The 19,455-nt window shown below is 63.3% G+C and carries 11 protein-coding genes; 1 reads left to right on the forward strand and 10 read right to left on the reverse strand.

The annotated features are described in order from the left end of the window. Positions 1-352: 352 nt before the first annotated feature. From H8F26_RS09305 to H8F26_RS09320, 4 genes are all read right to left on the reverse strand, one after another. Positions 353-703 (reverse strand): hypothetical protein, encoded by a 351-nt coding sequence (locus H8F26_RS09305; protein WP_197153709.1) that lies wholly within the window; start codon positions 701-703, stop codon positions 353-355. Positions 704-833: 130 nt separating this feature from the next. Next, positions 834-1,607: a hypothetical protein gene (locus H8F26_RS09310; RefSeq protein ID WP_197153710.1), complete on the reverse strand. Its 774-nt coding sequence runs from the start codon at positions 1,605-1,607 to the stop codon at positions 834-836. A gap of 414 nt (positions 1,608-2,021) precedes the next feature. Further along, a complete protein-coding gene (locus H8F26_RS09315; RefSeq protein ID WP_197153711.1) occupies positions 2,022-2,678 on the reverse strand; it encodes a sigma-70 family RNA polymerase sigma factor in 657 nt (218 codons plus the stop codon). Between the two features lie 199 nt (positions 2,679-2,877). After that, positions 2,878-3,090 carry a hypothetical protein gene (locus H8F26_RS09320; protein ID WP_197153712.1) on the reverse strand — a complete coding sequence of 71 codons (213 nt, stop codon included), beginning with the start codon at positions 3,088-3,090 and terminating at the stop codon, positions 2,878-2,880. Between the two features lie 227 nt (positions 3,091-3,317). Here H8F26_RS09320 and H8F26_RS09325 point away from each other — a divergent pair, with 227 nt between their 5' ends. Beyond that, the gene (locus tag H8F26_RS09325; protein ID WP_197153713.1) at positions 3,318-4,658 is read left to right on the forward strand and encodes a hypothetical protein; all 1,341 of its coding nucleotides are present in this window, start codon (positions 3,318-3,320) and stop codon (positions 4,656-4,658) included. Between the two features lie 15 nt (positions 4,659-4,673). On the opposite strand, the gene H8F26_RS09330 is transcribed toward H8F26_RS09325, so the two are convergent. The 6 genes from H8F26_RS09330 to H8F26_RS09355 form a co-directional block, all read right to left on the reverse strand. After that, positions 4,674-5,519 (reverse strand): hypothetical protein, encoded by an 846-nt coding sequence (locus H8F26_RS09330; protein ID WP_197153714.1) that lies wholly within the window; start codon positions 5,517-5,519, stop codon positions 4,674-4,676. Next, on the reverse strand, positions 5,516-7,468 hold the full coding sequence (drmB, locus tag H8F26_RS09335; protein ID WP_197153715.1) for a DUF1998 domain-containing protein: 1,953 nt from the start codon (positions 7,466-7,468) through the stop codon (positions 5,516-5,518). Before drmB ends, H8F26_RS09330 begins: the two co-directional genes overlap by 4 nt. Positions 7,469-7,473: 5 nt before the next feature. Further along, positions 7,474-11,094 (reverse strand): DISARM system helicase DrmA, encoded by a 3,621-nt coding sequence (gene drmA, locus H8F26_RS09340; protein WP_231597689.1) that lies wholly within the window; start codon positions 11,092-11,094, stop codon positions 7,474-7,476. A gap of 137 nt (positions 11,095-11,231) precedes the next feature. Further along, on the reverse strand, positions 11,232-16,487 hold the full coding sequence (locus tag H8F26_RS09345) for a DNA-directed RNA polymerase subunit alpha C-terminal domain-containing protein (protein ID WP_197153717.1): 5,256 nt from the start codon (positions 16,485-16,487) through the stop codon (positions 11,232-11,234). A 47-nt stretch (positions 16,488-16,534) separates the two neighbouring features. Next, positions 16,535-18,742, reverse strand: coding sequence for an Hsp70 family protein (locus H8F26_RS09350; protein WP_197153718.1), 2,208 nt, complete (start codon positions 18,740-18,742; stop codon positions 16,535-16,537). 6 nt (positions 18,743-18,748) lie between these two features. After that, the gene (locus H8F26_RS09355; RefSeq protein ID WP_197153719.1) at positions 18,749-19,408 is read right to left on the reverse strand and encodes a hypothetical protein; all 660 of its coding nucleotides are present in this window, start codon (positions 19,406-19,408) and stop codon (positions 18,749-18,751) included. Positions 19,409-19,455: the final 47 nt, after the last annotated feature.

Consider the following 19,455-nt stretch of genomic DNA (forward strand, 5'->3'; position numbering starts at 1 on the left):
AGGGAGAACAGCACCAGCTGCCGGGCGATCTGCACGGGATGACGGCACTGTGGCTTGCGCTGGCGGGACCGGCAGGAAGTGGTGGTGGCTTCCATGGCGAGCTGGAGAAGAAACGCCCCCCTCCACGCCCCCAAGCCACGGAGTCAAGGCCACCGCTCAGGTGCTCGTCTTGGCCTTGACGCTGGGGCGCTGCCAGCCCGCCGCCGCTGGTGGCTGCTGGCTGCGGGGCGGACCATCGGGGACGTGCTCTCCTGCGCCGTGGACCACCGCCACCCAAGGACCGCCTTACCACTGCCTGAGAGGCACAGCAGGGGAAGAAGCCGGGATCAGGGCTCCTGGCAGGCCCTGGGCATCAGGCCATCTGCAGCCGCATCTCACCAAGCGCCTCACGATCGGCCTCCTGCTGGCAGCGCTGCAGCAGCTCCTGCTGGGCAAGCAGCCGCTCATCGAGCTCATCCACCCGCGCCAGACATTGCTGGATCGCGGGGATCACCTCCTCTTCCAGGATCGTGATCTCCTCCTCGCCATAGGGCTGCTCGATCCAGGTGCGGCGCAGCGGCAGCCCCCGCCGCAGCTGCAGGATCCGCTCGATCGCCTTGAGGCTGGATTCGAGCAGCAGGAACAGATCCTCTTCTGGGCTGCAGAACGCACCTTCCGGTGCGATCCGGCAGAACGGCGAGGCGGCAGCAGTGAGCGTGGCCATGGAATCGGCGCCGAGAGCGGCGCAGCGACGGGACCGATCCCAGCAGGGGCCTGACGCAGGAAGGCCCCAGACTGGAGAGGGCCGGCGCAAGACCCCATGGGGGCCAGCCCATAGGGGTGGGCAAGCCCGCTCAGCTGCAGTGGGCCGCCGCCGCCGCAGCGCGGGCGCCATGGGCGGGGAAGGTGATCACGAACCCCCGCTCGGCCTGGGCGCAGAGGGGCAGGCCAAAGCGACCGCCGCAGCTGATGCACTGCACCTTGCGGCCGCTGCGACTGGCGGGGCAGGCCACGAACCGCACGCCCTCATGGCGGAACACCGCCGGCGCATCGGATGGCACCACGCAGACCGCCGGGATGCCCTGCCGCACCAACGCCGCCGCCCTGGAGCGGGACTCGGTGGAGGCATTGACCACCAGCCCCTTGGCCGCTGCCAGCCGGATGGTGGCCTGATTGGCTGGGCCCACCGGGAAGTGGGTGAACGACCAGGCGGCCCGCAGATGCCTGGTCGCGCGAGCGAGCTGGAGCAGCAGGGCCTGATCGATGCGTAGCGGATCGGCCGGATCGGGCCACTGATCACCGGCGACGCAGTGGCGGAAGAGAATGCCGGCCGGCAGTGCCATCACCTGGAGGATGAAAGCTGCTGCCGGGAGGCCGCTCTCGCCGCGGCTGAGCCGATCCCAGTGCAGCCGGGTGTGGAAGCCCGCCTCGGCGTAGCAGCCCTGATCGCCAGCCAGGGGGCAGCTGGAGGGGCAAGTGTGACGGCTGGTGCTGGAGACGGCGATCGGGCCGGTTTTGCCGTTGTCCGATGGGAAGGACAGGGAGGCACGGTGGGACTCGGCAGCAGCCACAGGAGGGGTGACGCAGGACCCGCCCTGCAGCCGCGCCGATAGGCAAGGGCCAGCCACCAGCGAATGGCGGAGCGCAGCGGAGCCCGACGTCCAGCCCTGCTGGCTGGTGAAACCCTTGCCAAGGCGCGGAGCATGGAAGGGCCTGCGGCACCGACCTCAAAGCGCAGCCGATCGTCCGCGGCACATCAGCGCTGCTGCGATCGATGGCCGCGGTTGTGCGATTGGTTGCCCGGCCCTGTCACCTTCTGCGCTGGCGAAGTGGGCCGGCCAGATCAGGCTGTTGGGCAGCACTTTCAGCCACCGCCATGCTCCGTATTCAAGGCGACCGCGACAGCCTCCTGGCAGCCCTCGCTGCCCACTCGGTCGACCAGCAACTGCAGATCCCGCTCATGCTCAAGCCGCTGGTGCGGCCAATCCGCTGCCGGCCTCGGCCGCTGCCTGAACGGCTCTGGCAGAAATAGAGGAAGGGCCTCAGCCCCCGCCGACCAGCTGCTGCCGCAGGGCAGCGATGGCCTTCTTCTGGCCCCGCATCACCGACATGGCGCTGATCTCCAGCCGCTCCGCCGCAGCCCGCAGCGACAGGCCCTCAAGGACTGTGAGCCTCAGGGCTGTGGCCTGGGCGGCGGGCAGCTGATCGACCAGCTGCTCCAGCGCCAGGCCATGGATGGCCTCGCTGATGGCCGGCTCGGGCTGTGGAGCGGCCAGCTGATCGAGCAGGCAGGGCTCGCCATCAACGCTGGCATCAAGGCTGAGGTGCCGCAGCGGGCATTCACCCTGCTCGTGCAGGCGGCGCGGCACACGCACCAGCCGCACGCGATCGCGCAGGTGATGCTGCAGGGCCCCGGTGATGCAGCGGCGCAGATAGGGCGCAGCGGGCTCATCGGCTCTGCAACGAGGAGCGGAGCGAACCAGGGCCTCGCGGGCCACCTGGATCAGATCCTCCCGCTCCACCAGCGGGAACAGGCGCCGGGCGGCGGCAGCGGCAATGGAATCAGCGAGAGGCAGGTGCTCCAGCACCAGGGCATCACAGGCCTTGAGGGCCGAGCGGCTGAGGGAGGAAGCGGGGGAAGCCATCGGCAGGACGGCGAAGAACCCCACCCCCACCGGCTGGCCGCAGCGCCGAGACAAGGACGCCCGACACCGGAGGGCGCATGGCCTGATCCTTGACGCGGCGGGAGGACTGGCCGAGGGATCCGGTGGGTGTGCGCCGGATTGCTGGCCATCCCACCTCTCCCCTGCCGCTGCAGGAGAGGTCGAGTCCTGGAGCAGCCAGACCCCCCGCGACCGCGCCTGAAAGCCGGAGGCAAACGCCTCCGGCCAGGGATGCTCAGAGCACCCGCACCTCGGCCTGAGAGCCGAGCACCCTCTGCTGATTGGAGGCCAGGATCAGGGCATCTTCCCGGGGCACGTAGTGCGGCTGGGCGCAGATGTGCCCCTCGCGATCGAGGAACAGCACCCGCAGTAGCCGGCCAGCGGCATCAAGGAGATGCACCGAGATGATGCGGATCGGGCAGGAGTGGCTGAGGGAAGTGGCGGCCATGGCTGGGCTGGCGAACGACACAGCCGTTCAGCCCCGGCGCCGCCTGCACCGCGCAAGGGGCGCGTAGCGACTCGCGTCAGCCCTTGCGCGGTGCGCAAGCCGGGGCAGGCCGGGTGGCGTGATCGCCAGTGCCCATGGGCGCCTCCTCGTTGGGTTCCTCCCTTGGAGGATCCGATCTGTAATGCATCCGGCTGGGAGAGAATGACTCGATTGGCAGCGGCCGCCAGGTGCCCGAGCCCACGGACTACGGCAGTCTTCAAGCAGCTGTGTCCCTGGACAAGGAGCGCGGCCTTGCCCTTCTGGCCGGGAGGCTTCTGCTGGCGCTGCTCGAGCTGGCGGTGCCGGTGAAGGTGCAGGTGTTGCAAGACCTCAGGAGCGAAGGCCGCAACATCAGGGCGTATCAACGGGAGGAACCCGATGATCTGCACCAGGCCCGCCAGGAGCTGGAGGCACTGCTGAGCCAGATCCAGCCGGAGCCCTACAAGTTCTACGAGCGCTGGGAGGTGCTGCTGAGCAGCGACCGCGGCACGCGGCGCACGGGCAGCCTGATTCACGATCTCTGGCGTCATCTGCCCGAGCAGGTGCGGCTGAAGCCAGAGGGTGCCGGTGAGCTGCGCCGCTTCACCGGATTGCTGCAGGAAACCCGAGGGCTGTGCATCAAGCTCCAGCAGGACCGTCACCACGCCTCCCACTCCAAGGCCGACACGGCCTTTCACTCCCTCTCCTGGCATGCGGCGGTGTTGCGCCTGGGAGAAATGCCGATGGAACTGCAGGCCAGCGCGCAGATGATCCTGGTGTCGGCCGCCACGATCCCACCTCCAGTGCAGGCCGGCCTGGAGCAGGCCCTCAAGGTGCTGGGTGGCATCGAAACGCAACCGCTGCTGGGCCATGTGGAGCGGGCCTTCGTGCAACTGGCCGGCGACCGCACGGGCCTGGGTGAGCGTTGGCTTGAAATCCATCCCCCGGCCCCCGAAGCAGGTGCTGCCCTGCAGGCTGAGGAGCTCTCGCAGATGCGGGAGGAGCTGGCGATCCTGCAGGACCGCTTCGCAGAGCTGAGCGGCTCGATCGGGCCGGTGCTCAACCGGCTGGGCGACGACATCGAAGGCATCGGCGCCCAGCTGCGGGAGCTGCTGGTACTTCAGGCCCAGGCCAACAAAGCTGTGCGTCAAACCGGCGGGGACACTCCGGTGGATGAGGCCACAGCGCTGGCGAGTGTGCAGGCCGCCTACCGGGAGCTCCAGGATCTGCGATTCGCCATTGCCCAGGAGATGGGCCAGCTGGAACCAGACTTTCGCTTCTACCACTGCATCATCTACCGGGAGCTGATCGTGCAGGCCCTGCGGCAGCAGGTGGTGCGGGTGGAGCAGCTGGTGGAGCTGTCGCGGCAGACGATCCTGCAGAAAACCCTGCGCAGCGGCGGTGACACCGATCTGGCGGCGCAGCTGGTGGATGAGCAGGCGCAGCGCTTTGGGGAGCGCATCCAGGTGATTCTGGATCGGATCACCTATCCCATGGAGGCAGTGTCTGTGGCTGATCTTGTGGGCAGAGAGGAGTCAGCGGCTCACTGATCGCTTGAGTTCTGGTCAACCGATCTCTGGCAGGGGCTGCTCGATCGGCACGAGCGCAGGCGGCTGCCGCTGGATCAGGCGATCAAAGTGCTGCCACACGGCGTCGGCACGGCTGTTGCCAGGCAGGCTCTGGCCAGGGGGGAAGTGGATGCCGAGCTCGCAGTTGTCGAGCTGGGCGCTGTCGCTCAGGTTGGCGCTGGTGACCAGCAGCTCGTCGTCGGCCACGCAGCACTTCACGTGAAACACGCTGGGACGCTCGCGGGCCAGATCCAGAGCGCGCGGATCGAAATAGCCGCGCGGCCGGGGGCGGTCGGGATCCCAGAGGTGTCGCCATGTGTCGTGCACGAAGGCCTGACGCAGCTGATCGGCCAGCACGGTGCTGCCTCTCGGGCGAGGGATGTTGACCACCATGCGGGCCTCCAGCTCCGGGTTGGAAACCAGCCGCTGTTGCACCCGATCGAGCAGCTCGGCGATGAAGCCGCCCCGCCAGAGATTGAAGGTGGTAATCAGCAGCCGCTGCTGGCAGCGCTCCACCATCTCGCGGATCAGCACTGCCTGATCGCGGGTGATGTCGCCCGCTCCCCCCTGAGGCCCTGACCACACCAGCTCCGCCTGGCCACTGCCCTGGCCCCGGCGTTGCTCCAGCAGCAGCGCAACGGTGAGCTCCAGGCTCGAGTTGTTGCCCCCCCGCTGACTCCATTGATCCAGCCAGGCGAGCAAGGCATGCCGCAGCTCAGGTCGATCGGAGGCGATCTGGTGCTGGCTGAGCGCTGCCTCGCCAGGGGTGGCGGGCTGTGACCTGAGGCAGGCCGCCAGGCGCTGCAGTTCGCCGCTGGAGAGGGCCAGCAGGGGCTGGCTCATGGCAGCTGCTCGGGCAAGAAGGCGGCGTCAGCCACATCGAGCGTGGGCACCACGAAGGCGCGATCGAGGAACTGGTTGCGCTGCTCGCAGCTGGTTTCAGCGATCAGCAGGCAGCCGTGGCAAGCGGCGCCGTGGCTGTAGCGCTTCTCCAGATCGCTCTCGGGCTGGTGCATGGAGCAGAACGGATCGTTGGAGCACAGCCGGCCCCGCTCGAGGGCGGCGGCTACCAGCTGGTCACAGCGATCAGCCAGCGACACCAGCCCGCCGAGGGTGCCTTCTGATCCGCTGCCGCTGGTGTACAGCAGGATCCCGTATCCCTGGCCCGGGAAGCTGTAGATCCGCTCCTTGATCGCCGAGGCGCCGTAGCCGCATTCCAGCGCCGCTGTGGTGATCAGCAGGTGGGCCAGGCTGTGCAGCATCAGGTAGGCCTCGCCAGGCCAGTCGAATTCATTGGCCTTGAGGCCGTGGTCGCGGTTCCAGAGCTTGCAAGCCTCACGGTGCTTGGAGCTGTGCTGCACCACGCCATCGCCCTGGCGCCAGGCCTGCAGCGCTGCTTCGCTCACGCCAAGAAACAGACCTTCGCCGAAGTTCTCGATCGCGGGTACCCAATCGAGCTCCTTGTTATTGATGTCAGCGCGCTTGGCGCCGATGTCGTGCTGATCGATCGGATCGCCATCCACGCCTTTGACGATCGGCTCCAGCCGGGTGAAACCGATCAGCGCCATGACCTCGCGCAGACGATGCACCTTGAGCACCCGATCAAAGCGATCGGTGAACCAGGTCGGTTTGCCAGTGAGTGGCAGGATCTCGGCGTGGAAGGTGCTGGCTGGATCTGAAGATCCGAGCGATGCAGACGGGGCATAGAGCGCCTTGATTTCCTGCAGCTTCAGCGCCGGTTGCTTCTCGGTGCGGGTGTCGGTGCTGCTGCCGCGCACGGCGTCCAGGATCGCCATCACCTCATGCGCATCACGCTCGCGCAAGGGGGCTGCCAGCCGCTCCTTGATGAGGTCCATTTCCAGTGCCAGGCTGAGTTTCTCGGCGGTTGTGATCTTCTCGAAATCGCTGAGGTGACTGATGATCAACTGCCGCAGCGGATCCTCAGCTTCTGGAATTGAGATGGCTCCGACCATCTCCGGGAAGTAGGCATTGCTGGCCGATCGCACCAGCAGCCGGTTGTAGCGGGGTTTGCCCTTCTCATCGGTGCAGGGCACGGCATCGGTGCTGAAGTTGCCAAGCCAGGGGCGATGGCCACGGCACTGACCCAGGAGCGAGGCGCCGTTGTCTCCCTTGGTGCTGGCCAGGGCCTGACGTTTTTTGCATTTGGGGCAGCGCACGTAGATCTCATTGAAGTCGTTGCCGGCGCCCGCCTCATCGAGCCAGAGATCCTCCTGGCAGTTGCTCCGGGCGCCGCCATGGGCGAAACGATCCCAGTCGATGTCGCTGAGGTGACCGTTGGCGCAGCACTGCACGAAGCGCACGGGCACCACGTCGAGATCTTGCTTCGTTCCACCGGGTTCCCGCCAGGGCAGCTTGTCTTTCACCAGGCGCTCCTTGTGGATCAGCGGCCGGGTGCGGTAACGCTTGCCGGATTCGTCAATGAATGGAGGGAAAGGCTCCTTCTTGGGTTGCGCCACGAACCAGAGCGGAAATTGCGGTGAGCGGATGCCGCTGCTGCTCTTGAATTTCTGCGCAAAGTCGTCGTCTTCACTGGGGGGGCGCTTGAGCAGCAGGGTGCCCACACCCAATAGGCCGCGCAGCTTGGCGATCAGCCTGGGCTCATCGATGTAACAGCTGTCGTCGTCGCGGCTGTAATGCCAGAGATTGAGCCCACCGATCACCACGGAACGATCGGGCAGGTCCACCATGGCGCCGGGGCCATAGGTGGTGATCAGCTGGCCATGGCGCACTTCGCCCACCGGGTGATTGCTGGTGCCTTGGGGTGCGGGCATGACGGTCAGCCTCGGGTGGTGGTCTGCAGGCGGTCCTTAAGCAGCAGCGCAGACGGTTCCACATCGCGCAGGCTGCGATTGGCCTTGAACTGCTTTTCTCGCTCGTCGTCGAGCTCCAGCAACTGGGGATCGAGCGGGGTGCGCAGCAACGGTGGCAACACACCGTCTTCCCGGCCGTATTCCATCCGTCCGTGCTTCTGGGCAATCGCACACCAGTCGTCGACGATGTGACGCACCTGCTCCGCCACGGAGGAGGCCTGGGCATCGGCATCCGCAGGGACATGGACCAGGCCGATGGCCACCCGCCGCCTGAGCGCCTCCGCCACGGCTTCACGAACCTCGGCCAGGGCCGCCACATCACCGGCACGGCTGGACGGGGTGAGCTGATCACTGAGGTGCCGCGCCAGAGCCACGGTGATGGCGGGCAAGCCCCGCTCCAGAGCACGCTCCGAGAAGGGGGTGACGCTGGTGGCCTCCACATCGCGGTAGAAGACGTCGTGGCTGTAAGCGAAGTGCTCGTAGTGGGAGCGATCGCGCGGCCGGTTGGGGTTGAGCAGCACCACCACCAGACCAGGTTTCTCGGAATCCCGGCCCACACGGCTGCTGGCCTGGATGTATTCGGCGGTGGTCTTGGGTTGGCCGAGCATCAGCATCAGGCCGAGGCGGGTGATGTCGAGACCCACCGAGATCATGTTGGTGGCCAGGGCCACATCCACGCGCTCCTTGTCGTCGAAGCTGCGGGCCAGGCGATCCTTGGTGGTGCTCACCTCAGTGGTGGAGACGCGGGAGGTGAGCTCCAGCGGAATGTTGGCGATCTTGCGGTTGGCACTCCGCTCTGCCTTGTCGCCCAGGCGAACCCGCTCGCCATGGGTGGCGAGCTGGGAGGTGAGTTCCTCTTCGATCAGGCGGCGACTGATGCCCAGCTCCTTGATCGTGTTGAAGTAGCCCAGCAGGGTCATGTAGGGATCGGCCGGGTTCGGGCCGGGTGTCTCACCGCGTTTGCGCTGAGCGGTGCGCTGCTTTTCGGCAGCCTTCCAGGCCAGCTGGGCGCCGCTCATCAGGGCCAGTGAGGCGCGCAGCAAGAGAGCCTTCACATTGCGGCCCGGGGCGCTCAGGCCCACATAGAGCCGCCCAGGCACCTGATCGGCCGGCACCGTGACGGCGAAGAAGGAATCGCGGCGATCGGGGCCGGGGGCGGGAAAGATCGAGGAGTCGTTGCGGCCGAACAGCGCCCGCATCTGCTCACTGGCGCGGCGCACGGTGGCGGTGGAGGCCACGATCTTGGGCCGCAGACCATCGCGGCTACAGAGCTCATCGATCACGGCCTCGTACAACCCTGCCATGGAGCCGAGTGGGCCGGAAATCAGGTGCAGCTCGTCCTGAATCACCAGATCAGGCGGATCGAGCCGATCGGCGAGGCGCACGCCCTTGCTGGCGTCGTCGCCATCGGCGGGGCCGTAGAAGCCCTGGCCATCGAGCACATGGGTGGCCTTGCCGAACAACTTGCCGCTGCGGCCCTCCCAGGGGAGTGAGGCGAATTTGTCGACGGTGGCGATCAGAAACGACGGCAGGCGGCGATAGATCATGTCGTCGACGGCCACCAGCGGCAGATAGTTGCGGCCGGTGGTGCCCTTGAAGGCGCAGTCGCGGTTCAGGCAGGCGACACGCAGCTCTTCGGGGTTGTCGCCATCGGGGCGGCCCTGGCGCAAGAGGTTGAACACCCCGGCGGTGCCGCAGGGTCTGGGATCGAGCAGGGAGCGCTTGCCGAACTCCACGCCGCACCAGGGGCAGGTGTCGATCGGGATCGGCTTGATCGGGGTCTTGCCGTCGTTGTAGGCGCGCACCCGCAGGCGGGCGGTGGATTCGTTGTTGTTGCCCTTGCCGCCCATGCGGTTGGGGGTGCCGGCCTGGCCCACCCAGAGACCGATCTCAAATGGCCAGCTGCCGAGCTTTTCCGGTTGCTTCTGGCGCTCGAGTTCGAGGGCGCAGATCAGGGTGGAGGCGCGGCCCAGCTGGTCGAGGGTGAGCAGGCGCAGGGTGTAGCGCATCAGCACGCTCAGCCCACCGGCCTGCAGGGATCCGCCATGGCGCAGGCGCCTCATCACCAGCGTGAAGGCGGCCAGCCCCAGGTAGGCCTCCGTCTTGCCGCCGCCGGTGGGGAAGAACAGCAGGTCGACGTTCTCACGCTCGCGCTGGGGATCGACCTGCGGATCATTGGGCCGGGCAATGCCCACCAGATTCATCAGCAGGAAAGCCAGCTGAAAGGGCCGCCAGGCCGGTGGCCGGAGTGATGGGTCGTCGGCCTTGAGGCCCTGCATCACGCCATAGCGCTGGCGGGCGGCTGCCGCCATGGTGCGATTGGCGATGGCGAAGGCGTCGCGGATGTCGGGCTCGGCGAGGGCCTCGATGCCGCGGGCGATGCGCTGGGATTGGCTGCGGGCATTGGCGAGCAGTTGCTCGGCGGTGGCCTGCTGCTGGGCATTGAGCCCGGCCACGGCGGCCTGCTGCTCGATCCACTCCTGGTAGCGATCCACCAGGGGCATCAGGGCCGCGCGTATGGCCTCGAAGCCCTGACTGGCCAGGCGGTCGAGCTCCTCCATGGCCAGCTCGCAGCCCACATCGGCGCGGGGCACCACCTTCTCCACAGTGGCCTGGGGGATCCAGGTGGTGCGCAGGCGTGTGCAGCCGCCATCCGGGGCGGTCTCCACCTCCACGCCCACGTTGTGGCCCACGCCGTACTCGCGGGCATCGCGGAACTGCAGGGCATTGACGGCCTCATCCCAGTCGCCGCTGGCACGGCCCGCGTGTGGATCAAGCCGTGCCACGAAGCCCTGGGGACAGCGCAGCTCCAGCTCGGCCTGGAAGGCCGACTGCTGATCGCGCTCCACGAGGGTGATGGCCTTCTTGCGCTCATTGGTGAGAAAGAGCGTGACGGCCACGGTGCCGGCGGCATAGCCCTGGCTGGCGGGTGCCGGGCGGCAATGCCAGCGCAGGTGCAGGCCGTTGCTGTTGGGCCAGGGCCGGCCGGTGAGGCCTCTGGTGGCGGTGATCTCGCTGTGGTTGAGGGCCAACGCCTCCTCGTGGGAGGTGCGCTGCCAGATCTGCTGCTCGCGAGATGCCTCGCGCGATCCAGGCTCCTCACGGGCGATGCTGGCGGCGGCATCGGGATTGGCTGCCTCGGCGAGCCGGACGTAGTCGCCCCAGCGGGCGATGAGTTGCAGCTCCCCGCCGGGAGGCAGCAGCACACTCACGCCGATCGAGGAGGCGAACAGCTGGGGCCTGGCCGGCCCGGATTCGCTATTGCCGCCGTCGTCGCCCGATCCCGGTTTGTACTCGGTGTTGGGCTTCTTGGGTTTGCGCTGATCGACCCCGTCCACCCCGGCGAAGTCGTCATCGGCTGTGTCGTCGCACTTCAGCGACAGATCGGTTTCGGTGGGCACCAGGAAGCCGGTGGGGTACCAGCTGCTGGGCAGCCGATCGAGGGCTTCCGAGTCCAATCCCTCACCTTCCGGCCCGAGGGCCTGCAGCACCCGCTGGGTGGGGCCGATCAGCTCCAGCTCCAGGGCCGTCACGAGCTGATCTCTGACCTCAGCAGAGCCTTGAGGAGGCTCGGATTGGGGGCGCAATACAGAGGTACGGGTCATGGGGGCAGTCTTGCAACACCGGGGACGAAATGACTACAGCCGTCGTGCGAAAGACCACGCCGTAATCGAGAAGACCCCCAGAGGAATGACGGCCTCACCAGTCAGCTGAAAGCCTGTCATCACAGACACTCGCTCTCCAGACGCGTCAACCAGCCAAGCCAATACTCGCTGGCCTTGCTGGGGCTGATCATTGAGACTTCATCAGGCACTTCTCCATCCACGGCTGCCTTGGCGATATCACGCTTGGAGCGAATTCGATCCAACTTCGATCGGCACCAGCTCCAACGGTCGCCATTGGGAAGATAGATATCCGTGATGGGAAGATAAATCTTCACTGAATCAAACTCTGTGCCATCTCGATCCAATCGTCCGATGGCCTGTTCGAAATCCGTTGAAGTCCACGGGAGCTGCAGAAAAATTGCCTGGTTACAAACTGACTGAAGGCCGTCGACACCGGTGCCAGCGCATTGAATGGAAGCCACCAGGACGTCAGCTGATCCCCGGATGAACTCATCTAAGGAATCATCAAACCCCGACTCACGGGCTTCTTTATCACCACCGGTGTAGACACTATGGCTGAAGCCATGTTGCTTCAGCCATTGGCACAGCGGATCCAGCGTGTTCTTGATGTATGTGATGAAGATTACTGTCTTCTCGCCGTGCTTAAGACAAGCATCCAAGGCGGCGAGCTTTGGCTGCACCAACAACTGCTCCACATCGTGGAAGCTCCCGCGTCTGGTGGCGCCAATGATCTGCGGCAGGACCTGTGTGGCATCCACATCCATAAGAACAAGCTCCGTGCGCGGCAGCTGCCCTGGGTTCATGCGAATGCCGTGCACAATAAAATGCTGATAAAGATTCATGCAGGCATTGAGGTCCATCTCCTCGTCTACGCCATCAAGAGCCTCTTGGCTCACCAGCTCAATCAGAGAACGCCCTTCAAGCAAGTTGTTGATAACTGGTGTGGCCGACAGACCAAGGACACGCAGCTCACTGTTGAGATTGCCGGACGTAAATATGAACTGATCCATTAAGTGCCGTCGCTGGCTGGTTTTGTCCCTATCTCGCTGCTTGGCCTGATGGATCTCATCGATAACAATCAGGTCAGCCCGAAAGCCAAGGCAGAATTCAAGCAGGGATTGCATGAAGTGATTTTGGAATCTCTCATGATTCACAATGACCACATGAGCTCTATCATCAAGCTCTGGCAGCTGCCAATCATCAGGCTTAATATGGATGACTGCATCGGGGTATGCAGAGCTGAATGTGCGTTGCCAGTTAGAGACCACTCCATTTGGGCAAGAAATCAGAATCCGCCTACAACCACAGACTTGAGCCGCAAATACAGCTGAGAGGGTTTTGCCGGTCCCTGTCCCGCTGAGGTTGAGCAGCCTGTAATCTCGCTTCAGACGAAATGCCACGAGGCGCTGCATGAGCTTTGGTTGCCGTGGACGACCCTTCAGATCGCAGAATCTGTAGCTGGGTGGGATCTCTAGAGAGCGAGCCCCTTCGTACTCCTCAAGGAAGGAAGACCGCACTTCACTACTGTAAGTATCCGCCTCGACATTCATGGCTTGAAGCCGGTCAATCAAAGCGTCTGCATCCGCGAAGCAGGCGTCCCAGAGCTTTGCGGTGGCTTTTGCTTTTAAGAACTCGATGCGATCGGCATCTGTAGCAGTGCTTTCTACCACACTCGCGGCTTTGTCTAACGCTAGAAGGGTTTTAACGGGATCGACGTGCGGTAGATCATCGCTGGAGATCAGGGCAATGTGCTTCTCCTCAGCGAATTCACGCTGCAGCTGCTTCGAGCGCTTTTGCAGAAGTAGAGCCTCTTTGTCCGCCTGATTTGTTTCGGCCTTCAAGCTGGACCCGAATTCCAGGAGCCCATTGATGGAGTCGACGTCATTATTGTCAGCCCAGGCCTGAAGGTCTTCGCGTTTGACCATGCCGGATTGGACCGCATCGACAAGCAAATCAAATGTGCGGCTGAACTTCTCTTTGTCTCCCCGGTTGATGCCCTGCGCCTGGAATAGTACATAGAGCTCAGAGGAGGTGAGGGCTTCTAGATGTTCCCCTAGATCACGAACAAAGGCCTTGATGTAGGCCAGTGTAATGTTGGCTGTCGATGATCCTGCGACGAACTGTTTGCCAAAACGGCTGGCCACTTCGCTCCAGTGCAGCTGACCCTGCCGTGTCATTCCGGCGATAGGTGAGCCAGGATTCTTGCCAGCATACGGTTCGTCGATCTGCTCTTTGAAGAACTCGTAGATCTGGGCATAGGACGGCATCAGTGACAGGTCTTGATTGTGGAACTGATTGACGTCATCCAACAGCTTGGAAAGCTTGTCCTCGGTCCAATAAGTTCGACCACCATTTTCACCCACGAGTTGGCCCTGATACCGGAGACCTAGAGTGCGCGCAACTTTGCTCTGGCCACCAAAGTCCTGAACAATTCGGCCCACGCGACGGGGTAGCGATGTCTGTTTGGGCATCGCTGTGGGATGCCCCAGTGCCGCTGCATGCCGCAAGAGAAACTGCCTTAAGCACTCAAAATCTTTCCAGTAGCAATTCCCCATGGAAAAGCTGCTGTTGCAGATCCATTCGTAATGCAGATCCCACTCGTTATCTGGAACAGGGATGGCATGTTTCTGATAGATGTCCAGCCGCTGTTTCGGGTTCATTGCCAGGGTCGCGTCCCAGCATTCCAGATCCTCGTCGCCCTGTGGCTGATCGCCTTTGAATGCAAGACGCCCGAAACGGTCGAGCCAGGACCGAATACTCGCAAGCTGCCTGGCTCTTGCATGCTCGCTAACGTTGCCTTGGATTCGTGCGGAGAGAGTATCTGGCGCAACACCAATGACGAGGGCCACCCTGTTAAGCAGCTGCCTGACACGCTCTCGGGTGACTGGGGGTGCAAGCTGGTCGCCAATGGCTTGATAGGTTGCGCCGCAAGCTCTTCTGATGTAAGAAGACCAGCCCCGATCCGCATCTCTCTTGATACTTCTCTGAAGGCTATTGATCCAGGACTTCGACGTGCCATCGCCAAGTTCTTGCGCGTAGCGCGCAAGCAAGTGCCGTTTTGATTCCTCCCAGGCAAGATTGTGAAGATGATCGTTGAGGAGTGATGGGCCGATTAGTGATTCGATAATTCCAAGGCACTCCCTCAGTATTCTCAGCTCTGTATCCAGTGAGGCCTGGCCATGAATGATATCGCTGTTCTGGAGCAATTCCTCAATGGCCTCTTCTGGGTTATCAGGGTCTCCCGCTAAGCACTTCGCGGCTGTATTGCCGATTAACGCTATGACGGTTTCCCTGCATTGCTTTCGACTGTCTCCAGCAGGCCGAAAATCTTGATGGGATTCGCTGTGTTGGGACGTAGGCAGATCCAAGTCAGTTAACTGGAATGGAAGCCCGAGGCCAATGGTGGCGAGGGCTCGACGGAGCCTCTGAATCCCGATTGGACCAAGGTTTCGGATTGCAGAAAGATCAGATTCGGTCTTGCCGGCTAAATCCTCAAGCGTCTTCATCCCGCTACGCAATAGCGGTCCTAGGACGGGTTGTGGGATTCCCAGATCTTGGAGCGCCGTTGTGACTGATGACAGGCTAGTCGTGCTGTCCTGGTTGTTTGTGGCTGCTTGTTTTTGTTGGCAATCAGGCTGTGCTATGACTAGAACGGGGAATGGAATTCCCTTCTTCTCGAGTCCTGTGATTAACTCATCAAGGCTCTTCTGCCCAAAGTTTCTTACGTTAAGCAGATCGTCTTGTTGTTTTTCGGCGAGGTCGGCAACCGTGCGAAAGCCACCGTAATGCAAGGCATTGGTGGCTCGTATCGAGAGCGATAGCTCTCCGATGGTTATCTTGGGCCAGCTTGGTTTCTCCTGGCTCTGATCAGAGGAAGGTGCCTGGCCTGTTTGTTCACTCTGTAGAGGAACAACGTCCTCGGCCAAAGGTTCTAGATCAAGACCTGGACCAGAGAGTGGGTTTACTCCGCCGACAGCAAGGTCTTGAGGAGGAAAATCCTCAACCCACGCATCATCGGCTGCGCTCCGGGTCTGTCGCTCCTGCAGCGTTTGCCGCACCGCATCGATGCGTCGCCGAAGTTCCTGCCGTTCTGTCGCTAGTTCATCTGGGTCTATCGGAAGGATGTCCTGATCGCTGTCGACTGCTGAGGCCTGTTGTTCTTGCTCCTCCCGTATCTGTTCGGCGTCCTCGGCCGCCCGCTGGGCTTCTGCTTCTCGGGCCAGGCGTTCAGCTTCTGCCCTGGCCTGTCGCTCCTGCTCCTGCCTGAGGCGTTCGGCGTCCTCGGCCGCCCGCTGGGCTTCTGCTTCTCGAGCCAGGCGTTCAGCCTCTGCCCTGGCCTGGTGCTCTTGCTCCTGCCTGAGGCGTTCGGCTGCCTCGGCCGCCCGCTGGGCTTCTGCTTCTCGAGCCAGGCGTTCAGCCTCTGCCCTGGCCTGGTGCTCTTGCTCCTGCCTGAGGCGTTCGGCTGCCTCGGCCGCCCGCTGGGCTTCTGCTTCTCGAGCCAGGCGTTCAGCTTCTGCTCTGGCCTGGTGCTCTTGCTCCTGCCTGAGGCGTTCGGCTGCCTCGGCCGCCCGCTGGGCTTCTGCTTCTCGGGCCAGGCGTTCAGCTTCTGCCCTGGCCTGGTGCTCTTGCTCCTGCCTGAGGCGTTCGGCTGCCTCGGCCGCCCGCTGGGCTTCTGCTTCTCGGGCCAGGCGTTCAGCTTCTGCCTTGGCCTGTCGCTCCTGCTCCTGCCTGAGGCGTTCGGCGTCCTCGGCCGCCCGCTGGGCTTCTGCTTCTCGAGCCAGGCGTTCAGCTTCTGCCCTGGCCTGGTGCTCTTGCTCCTGCCTGAGGCGTTCGGCTGCCTCGGCCGCCCGCTGGGCTTCTGCTTCTCGAGCCAGGCGTTCAGCTTCTGCTCTGGCCTGGCGCTCTTGCTCCTGCCTGAGGCGTTCGGCTGCTTCGGCCGCCCGCCGGGCTTCTGCTTCTCGGGCCAGGCGTTCAGCTTCTGCCTTGGCCTGGCGCTCCTTATCCGCCTGCTGCCGCTCGCTTCTTTGCTTGGTGCTGATCTGCGATTTCAGCACTAGAAGAGTGCTGGAGGACGCATTGGGATTTAAGGCTTGGCCTTCATACTCCTCGAAGAGTTGAGCCAAGCGCTGTTTCAGTACGTCAGTCTTCGGAGGAGGTGCCTTCCAGAGTGACAGCTCATACCAGATATCCAGCAACTTGATGCTGTCACGGCAGGTGACTGCCTCAACAATCTGCTGCTCGATGCGATCCAGGGCAATAGCGTAATCCGTCTCGTGTGAAGCCCCTGACTTCGACGAGGACCTGAGCAGCCCAAGGGCACGAGCTGTGTTCTTCAGGAAGGATCTCAGGCCCATGGACTAACGCTGCTCCGGCTCACTACCCAAAACCTCCATCCTGATGCTCAAACCAAATAGAATGCCTTGCGCAACCGATCAGGATCCAGGTCGACCCTTGGGCGATCCTGACGCCTGGTTTCCATCGCGGTGATGAATGCGGGCAGGGCTGAGACATTCATTAAGTTGGTGCCACAGCCACTGACGCCATCAAGATGGGCGTGGTCTGGGGCGATCACGAGACAGGCCTTGCTGAACTGAACATCGGGGTATTCGCTCGCCAACCGCCGCAATACATCACCGATGTAGCGGCGACACTGAAGCATGGGGTTTACTGGGCGCGCCGCAATGACGCGCTCACTCCCGTCAGGGGCGGTGCAGATCCACTGAGAGTTGATGCCACCCGTCCATGTGCCCCTGTAGTTTTTGCATTCCATGATATACGCCTCTCCTGATGGAGTAATCAATAGGTGATCTACTTCGTGCAGATGCTGCCCGAGGATGATATTCGATATCAGGTATCCTTCGATAGCCATGTCTCGCAGGACATTGGCCACTTCGATCTCCAGGTTGTTGTAGCCAGGATTCGGATTCAACTCGATGACTTTCTGTGTTCCCGTGTAGGTGATCGCAGGGGGAGGCGTTGTTGGGATCACGGCAGGTGCGGCCGACTCATTGAGATCCACGATCACCTGATTGTCGAACAGGCGTATCTGGTTCACGGTGTCGTCAACCGTAATGCGAAGCTGGCGTTCCGTATCAATCGCAAAGGTGATGCGGTAGCGCTTGTCCCCAACGGGGGCGTTGGGATCCACGGGGATCACCACCAGGTGGCCGCCTGTTCCTAGGGGGCGAAACTCGTTGGCCACCAAAGGGCCAGGAGTCTCCGTTTCGTTAGCACTATCATCCAGCCGCCGGGGCTGCCGATAGAGCTCGCCCACGGAGATGCGGATGCCAACCTGTTCTCTGGTCTGACGCCCCGAATTCAGCGCAAAGTCGGAAAGACAGGGGAAGACCGTTCCCTGGCGGAACAGTGTCTGGTAGACGAAGTTGCCATTGACGGCCCGAAGCCGGATGGCATAGTCGTGGAGGAGATAGTCGTTCGATACGGGCGCATCGACGCTGCGCAGGGCACCGAAGACCACAGCAGCAAAACGCTCTTCCTCTGTAGGGGAGTCGGAGAGCTCAAGATCAAGGCCTGAAAAGGCCTCATTGAGAACGGTGCGTATCGGGGGACAGATGGTGCAGCCACCCACGAGGATCGCGCCACTGATGGAGTTCTGCGCGATGCCTCGGTTTTGGATCTCGGTTGCGGTCTCCTGGACCAGGTCCTTCAAGGACGATGCAATGGTCGAGTCCGTGATCATCGACGCGAGGTCGGTATTGCGGAACGCCATGTTGATGGTGAGGCCGGCTTGGAGGTCTTCGTAAGGCTCCAAGGCGCGCTTGCTGAAGCTCAGCTTCTTCTTCACCTTCTCGCCAGCACGAATGGCACGCAGATACGTCTTGCGGTTAAAGGTGGAGGGCGGGTTGAGGCCCTGGAGTGCAAAGGCTTTCTCGGCGATCAGGTCGTCGATTGTGGAGCCGCCCACAAAGGTGCCTGTCTTGGTGATCAGGCGTGCTTCCTCTGGTGTGCCGTCACCGGCAAAACCGATGTCAGCGAGAGTGATGTCGGAGGTGGAACCGCCGATGTCCACGATCAGCACACGGCTGCCGAAGGCTTCTTCGCCGTAAAACAGCGCAGCGGCGGTGGACTCGTCAATCAGGCGAATCGCTTCGGGTTGCAGGTTGGCGCTGAACACTTCCCGCAGCCAGGCGCGATACTCGGAGGGAGCCTGCACGGGCGCCGTGAGGATCAGGCTGGGGACGTGGCTGCTGCCGAACTCCACCTCCAGTTCCTGCTTGAGGTCGTGGCAGAGAACGCGCACGAAATCGGTGCTGGTTTCCAGCAGGCTGCGGTGGCCCTCTTCGCCATGGCGCGCTTGCACAAAGGAGTCGAGCAGCTGACGCTTGAAGTTGCGCCCGTAACGCCGGTAGGCGTCGGGCCGCTCATCCTCCGAGAGCTTGGCCCAGGCCCGAGCACCCACTTCCGGTCCGTCGTCGGAGTGAAACACTTCCGAGGGCACAAAGGTGAAGGGTTTTTCCGGGCTCCTGGAGAGCTGGGTGTCGAGCTGGGAGATGCGCGGCAGGTGCAACAGGGCTTCGCGGCCCTCCTGATCACGGGTGGCGATCAGGGTGTTGGTGTTGCCGAGGTCAATGGCGAGGTGTTGAAGCATGGCTGATCACTCCGCACCCACAACAACGGCCTTGCGCACCACGGCATCGCCACGGAGAAAGCCGATCTGGCGGATGGTGCAGGCATCTCCCTTACTCAACGCAGCAGCGCTGTCGTGATGGCGGGGATCGAAGTGGGTGGCCTCTCCGGGTTCACCGATGGGTTCAAGGTCGAGCGGCTCATAGACCGCTTCCAGGGCTGCGGTGTAGACACCCAGACGTTGGAGTTTCTGCTGATCGCTGAGGCTGTCGTCTGCGAGCAGCGATGGCAACAGGGCCAGGGGGGTCTGCACTGCTTCGAGCACCATCTGCCGCAAGGCATCCGTGGCGAGCGAGGCCTGCTTCGTGGCCCGAGCAGAGGTGTCAGCGCCCTTGGCAGGCTCTGGGGGGCTCGACGCATCGGGGGCTTCACGATTGGCCAGGGCTCGGACCAGTGCGCCGTAGTGGCTGGCTACGGCAGAGGCGCCCTGATCCCCCAGATTGAGCGTTGACACCAGGTCGGCCAGGCTTTGCTGCAGCTGCCGCACCTGCTTCAGGCGGTTCTGGGGGAAGAGCTCGGCGATTTCGGCATCACTGCGAAAGCCGGCAGCCTTGGCCAGCTTTTCGCGGGGTGCCCCTTTGGCCCCACGGGCATTGAGGCCCCGAGCTGACTTCGACTTTCTGGCCATGGCTTGTCGTGGGGGTGGTGTGGTGGTTGGGTTGCAGACAGGACGAG

Source organism: Synechococcus sp. CBW1006 (genome assembly GCF_015840525.1).
Taxonomy (GTDB): Bacteria; Cyanobacteriota; Cyanobacteriia; order PCC-6307; family Cyanobiaceae; genus CBW1002.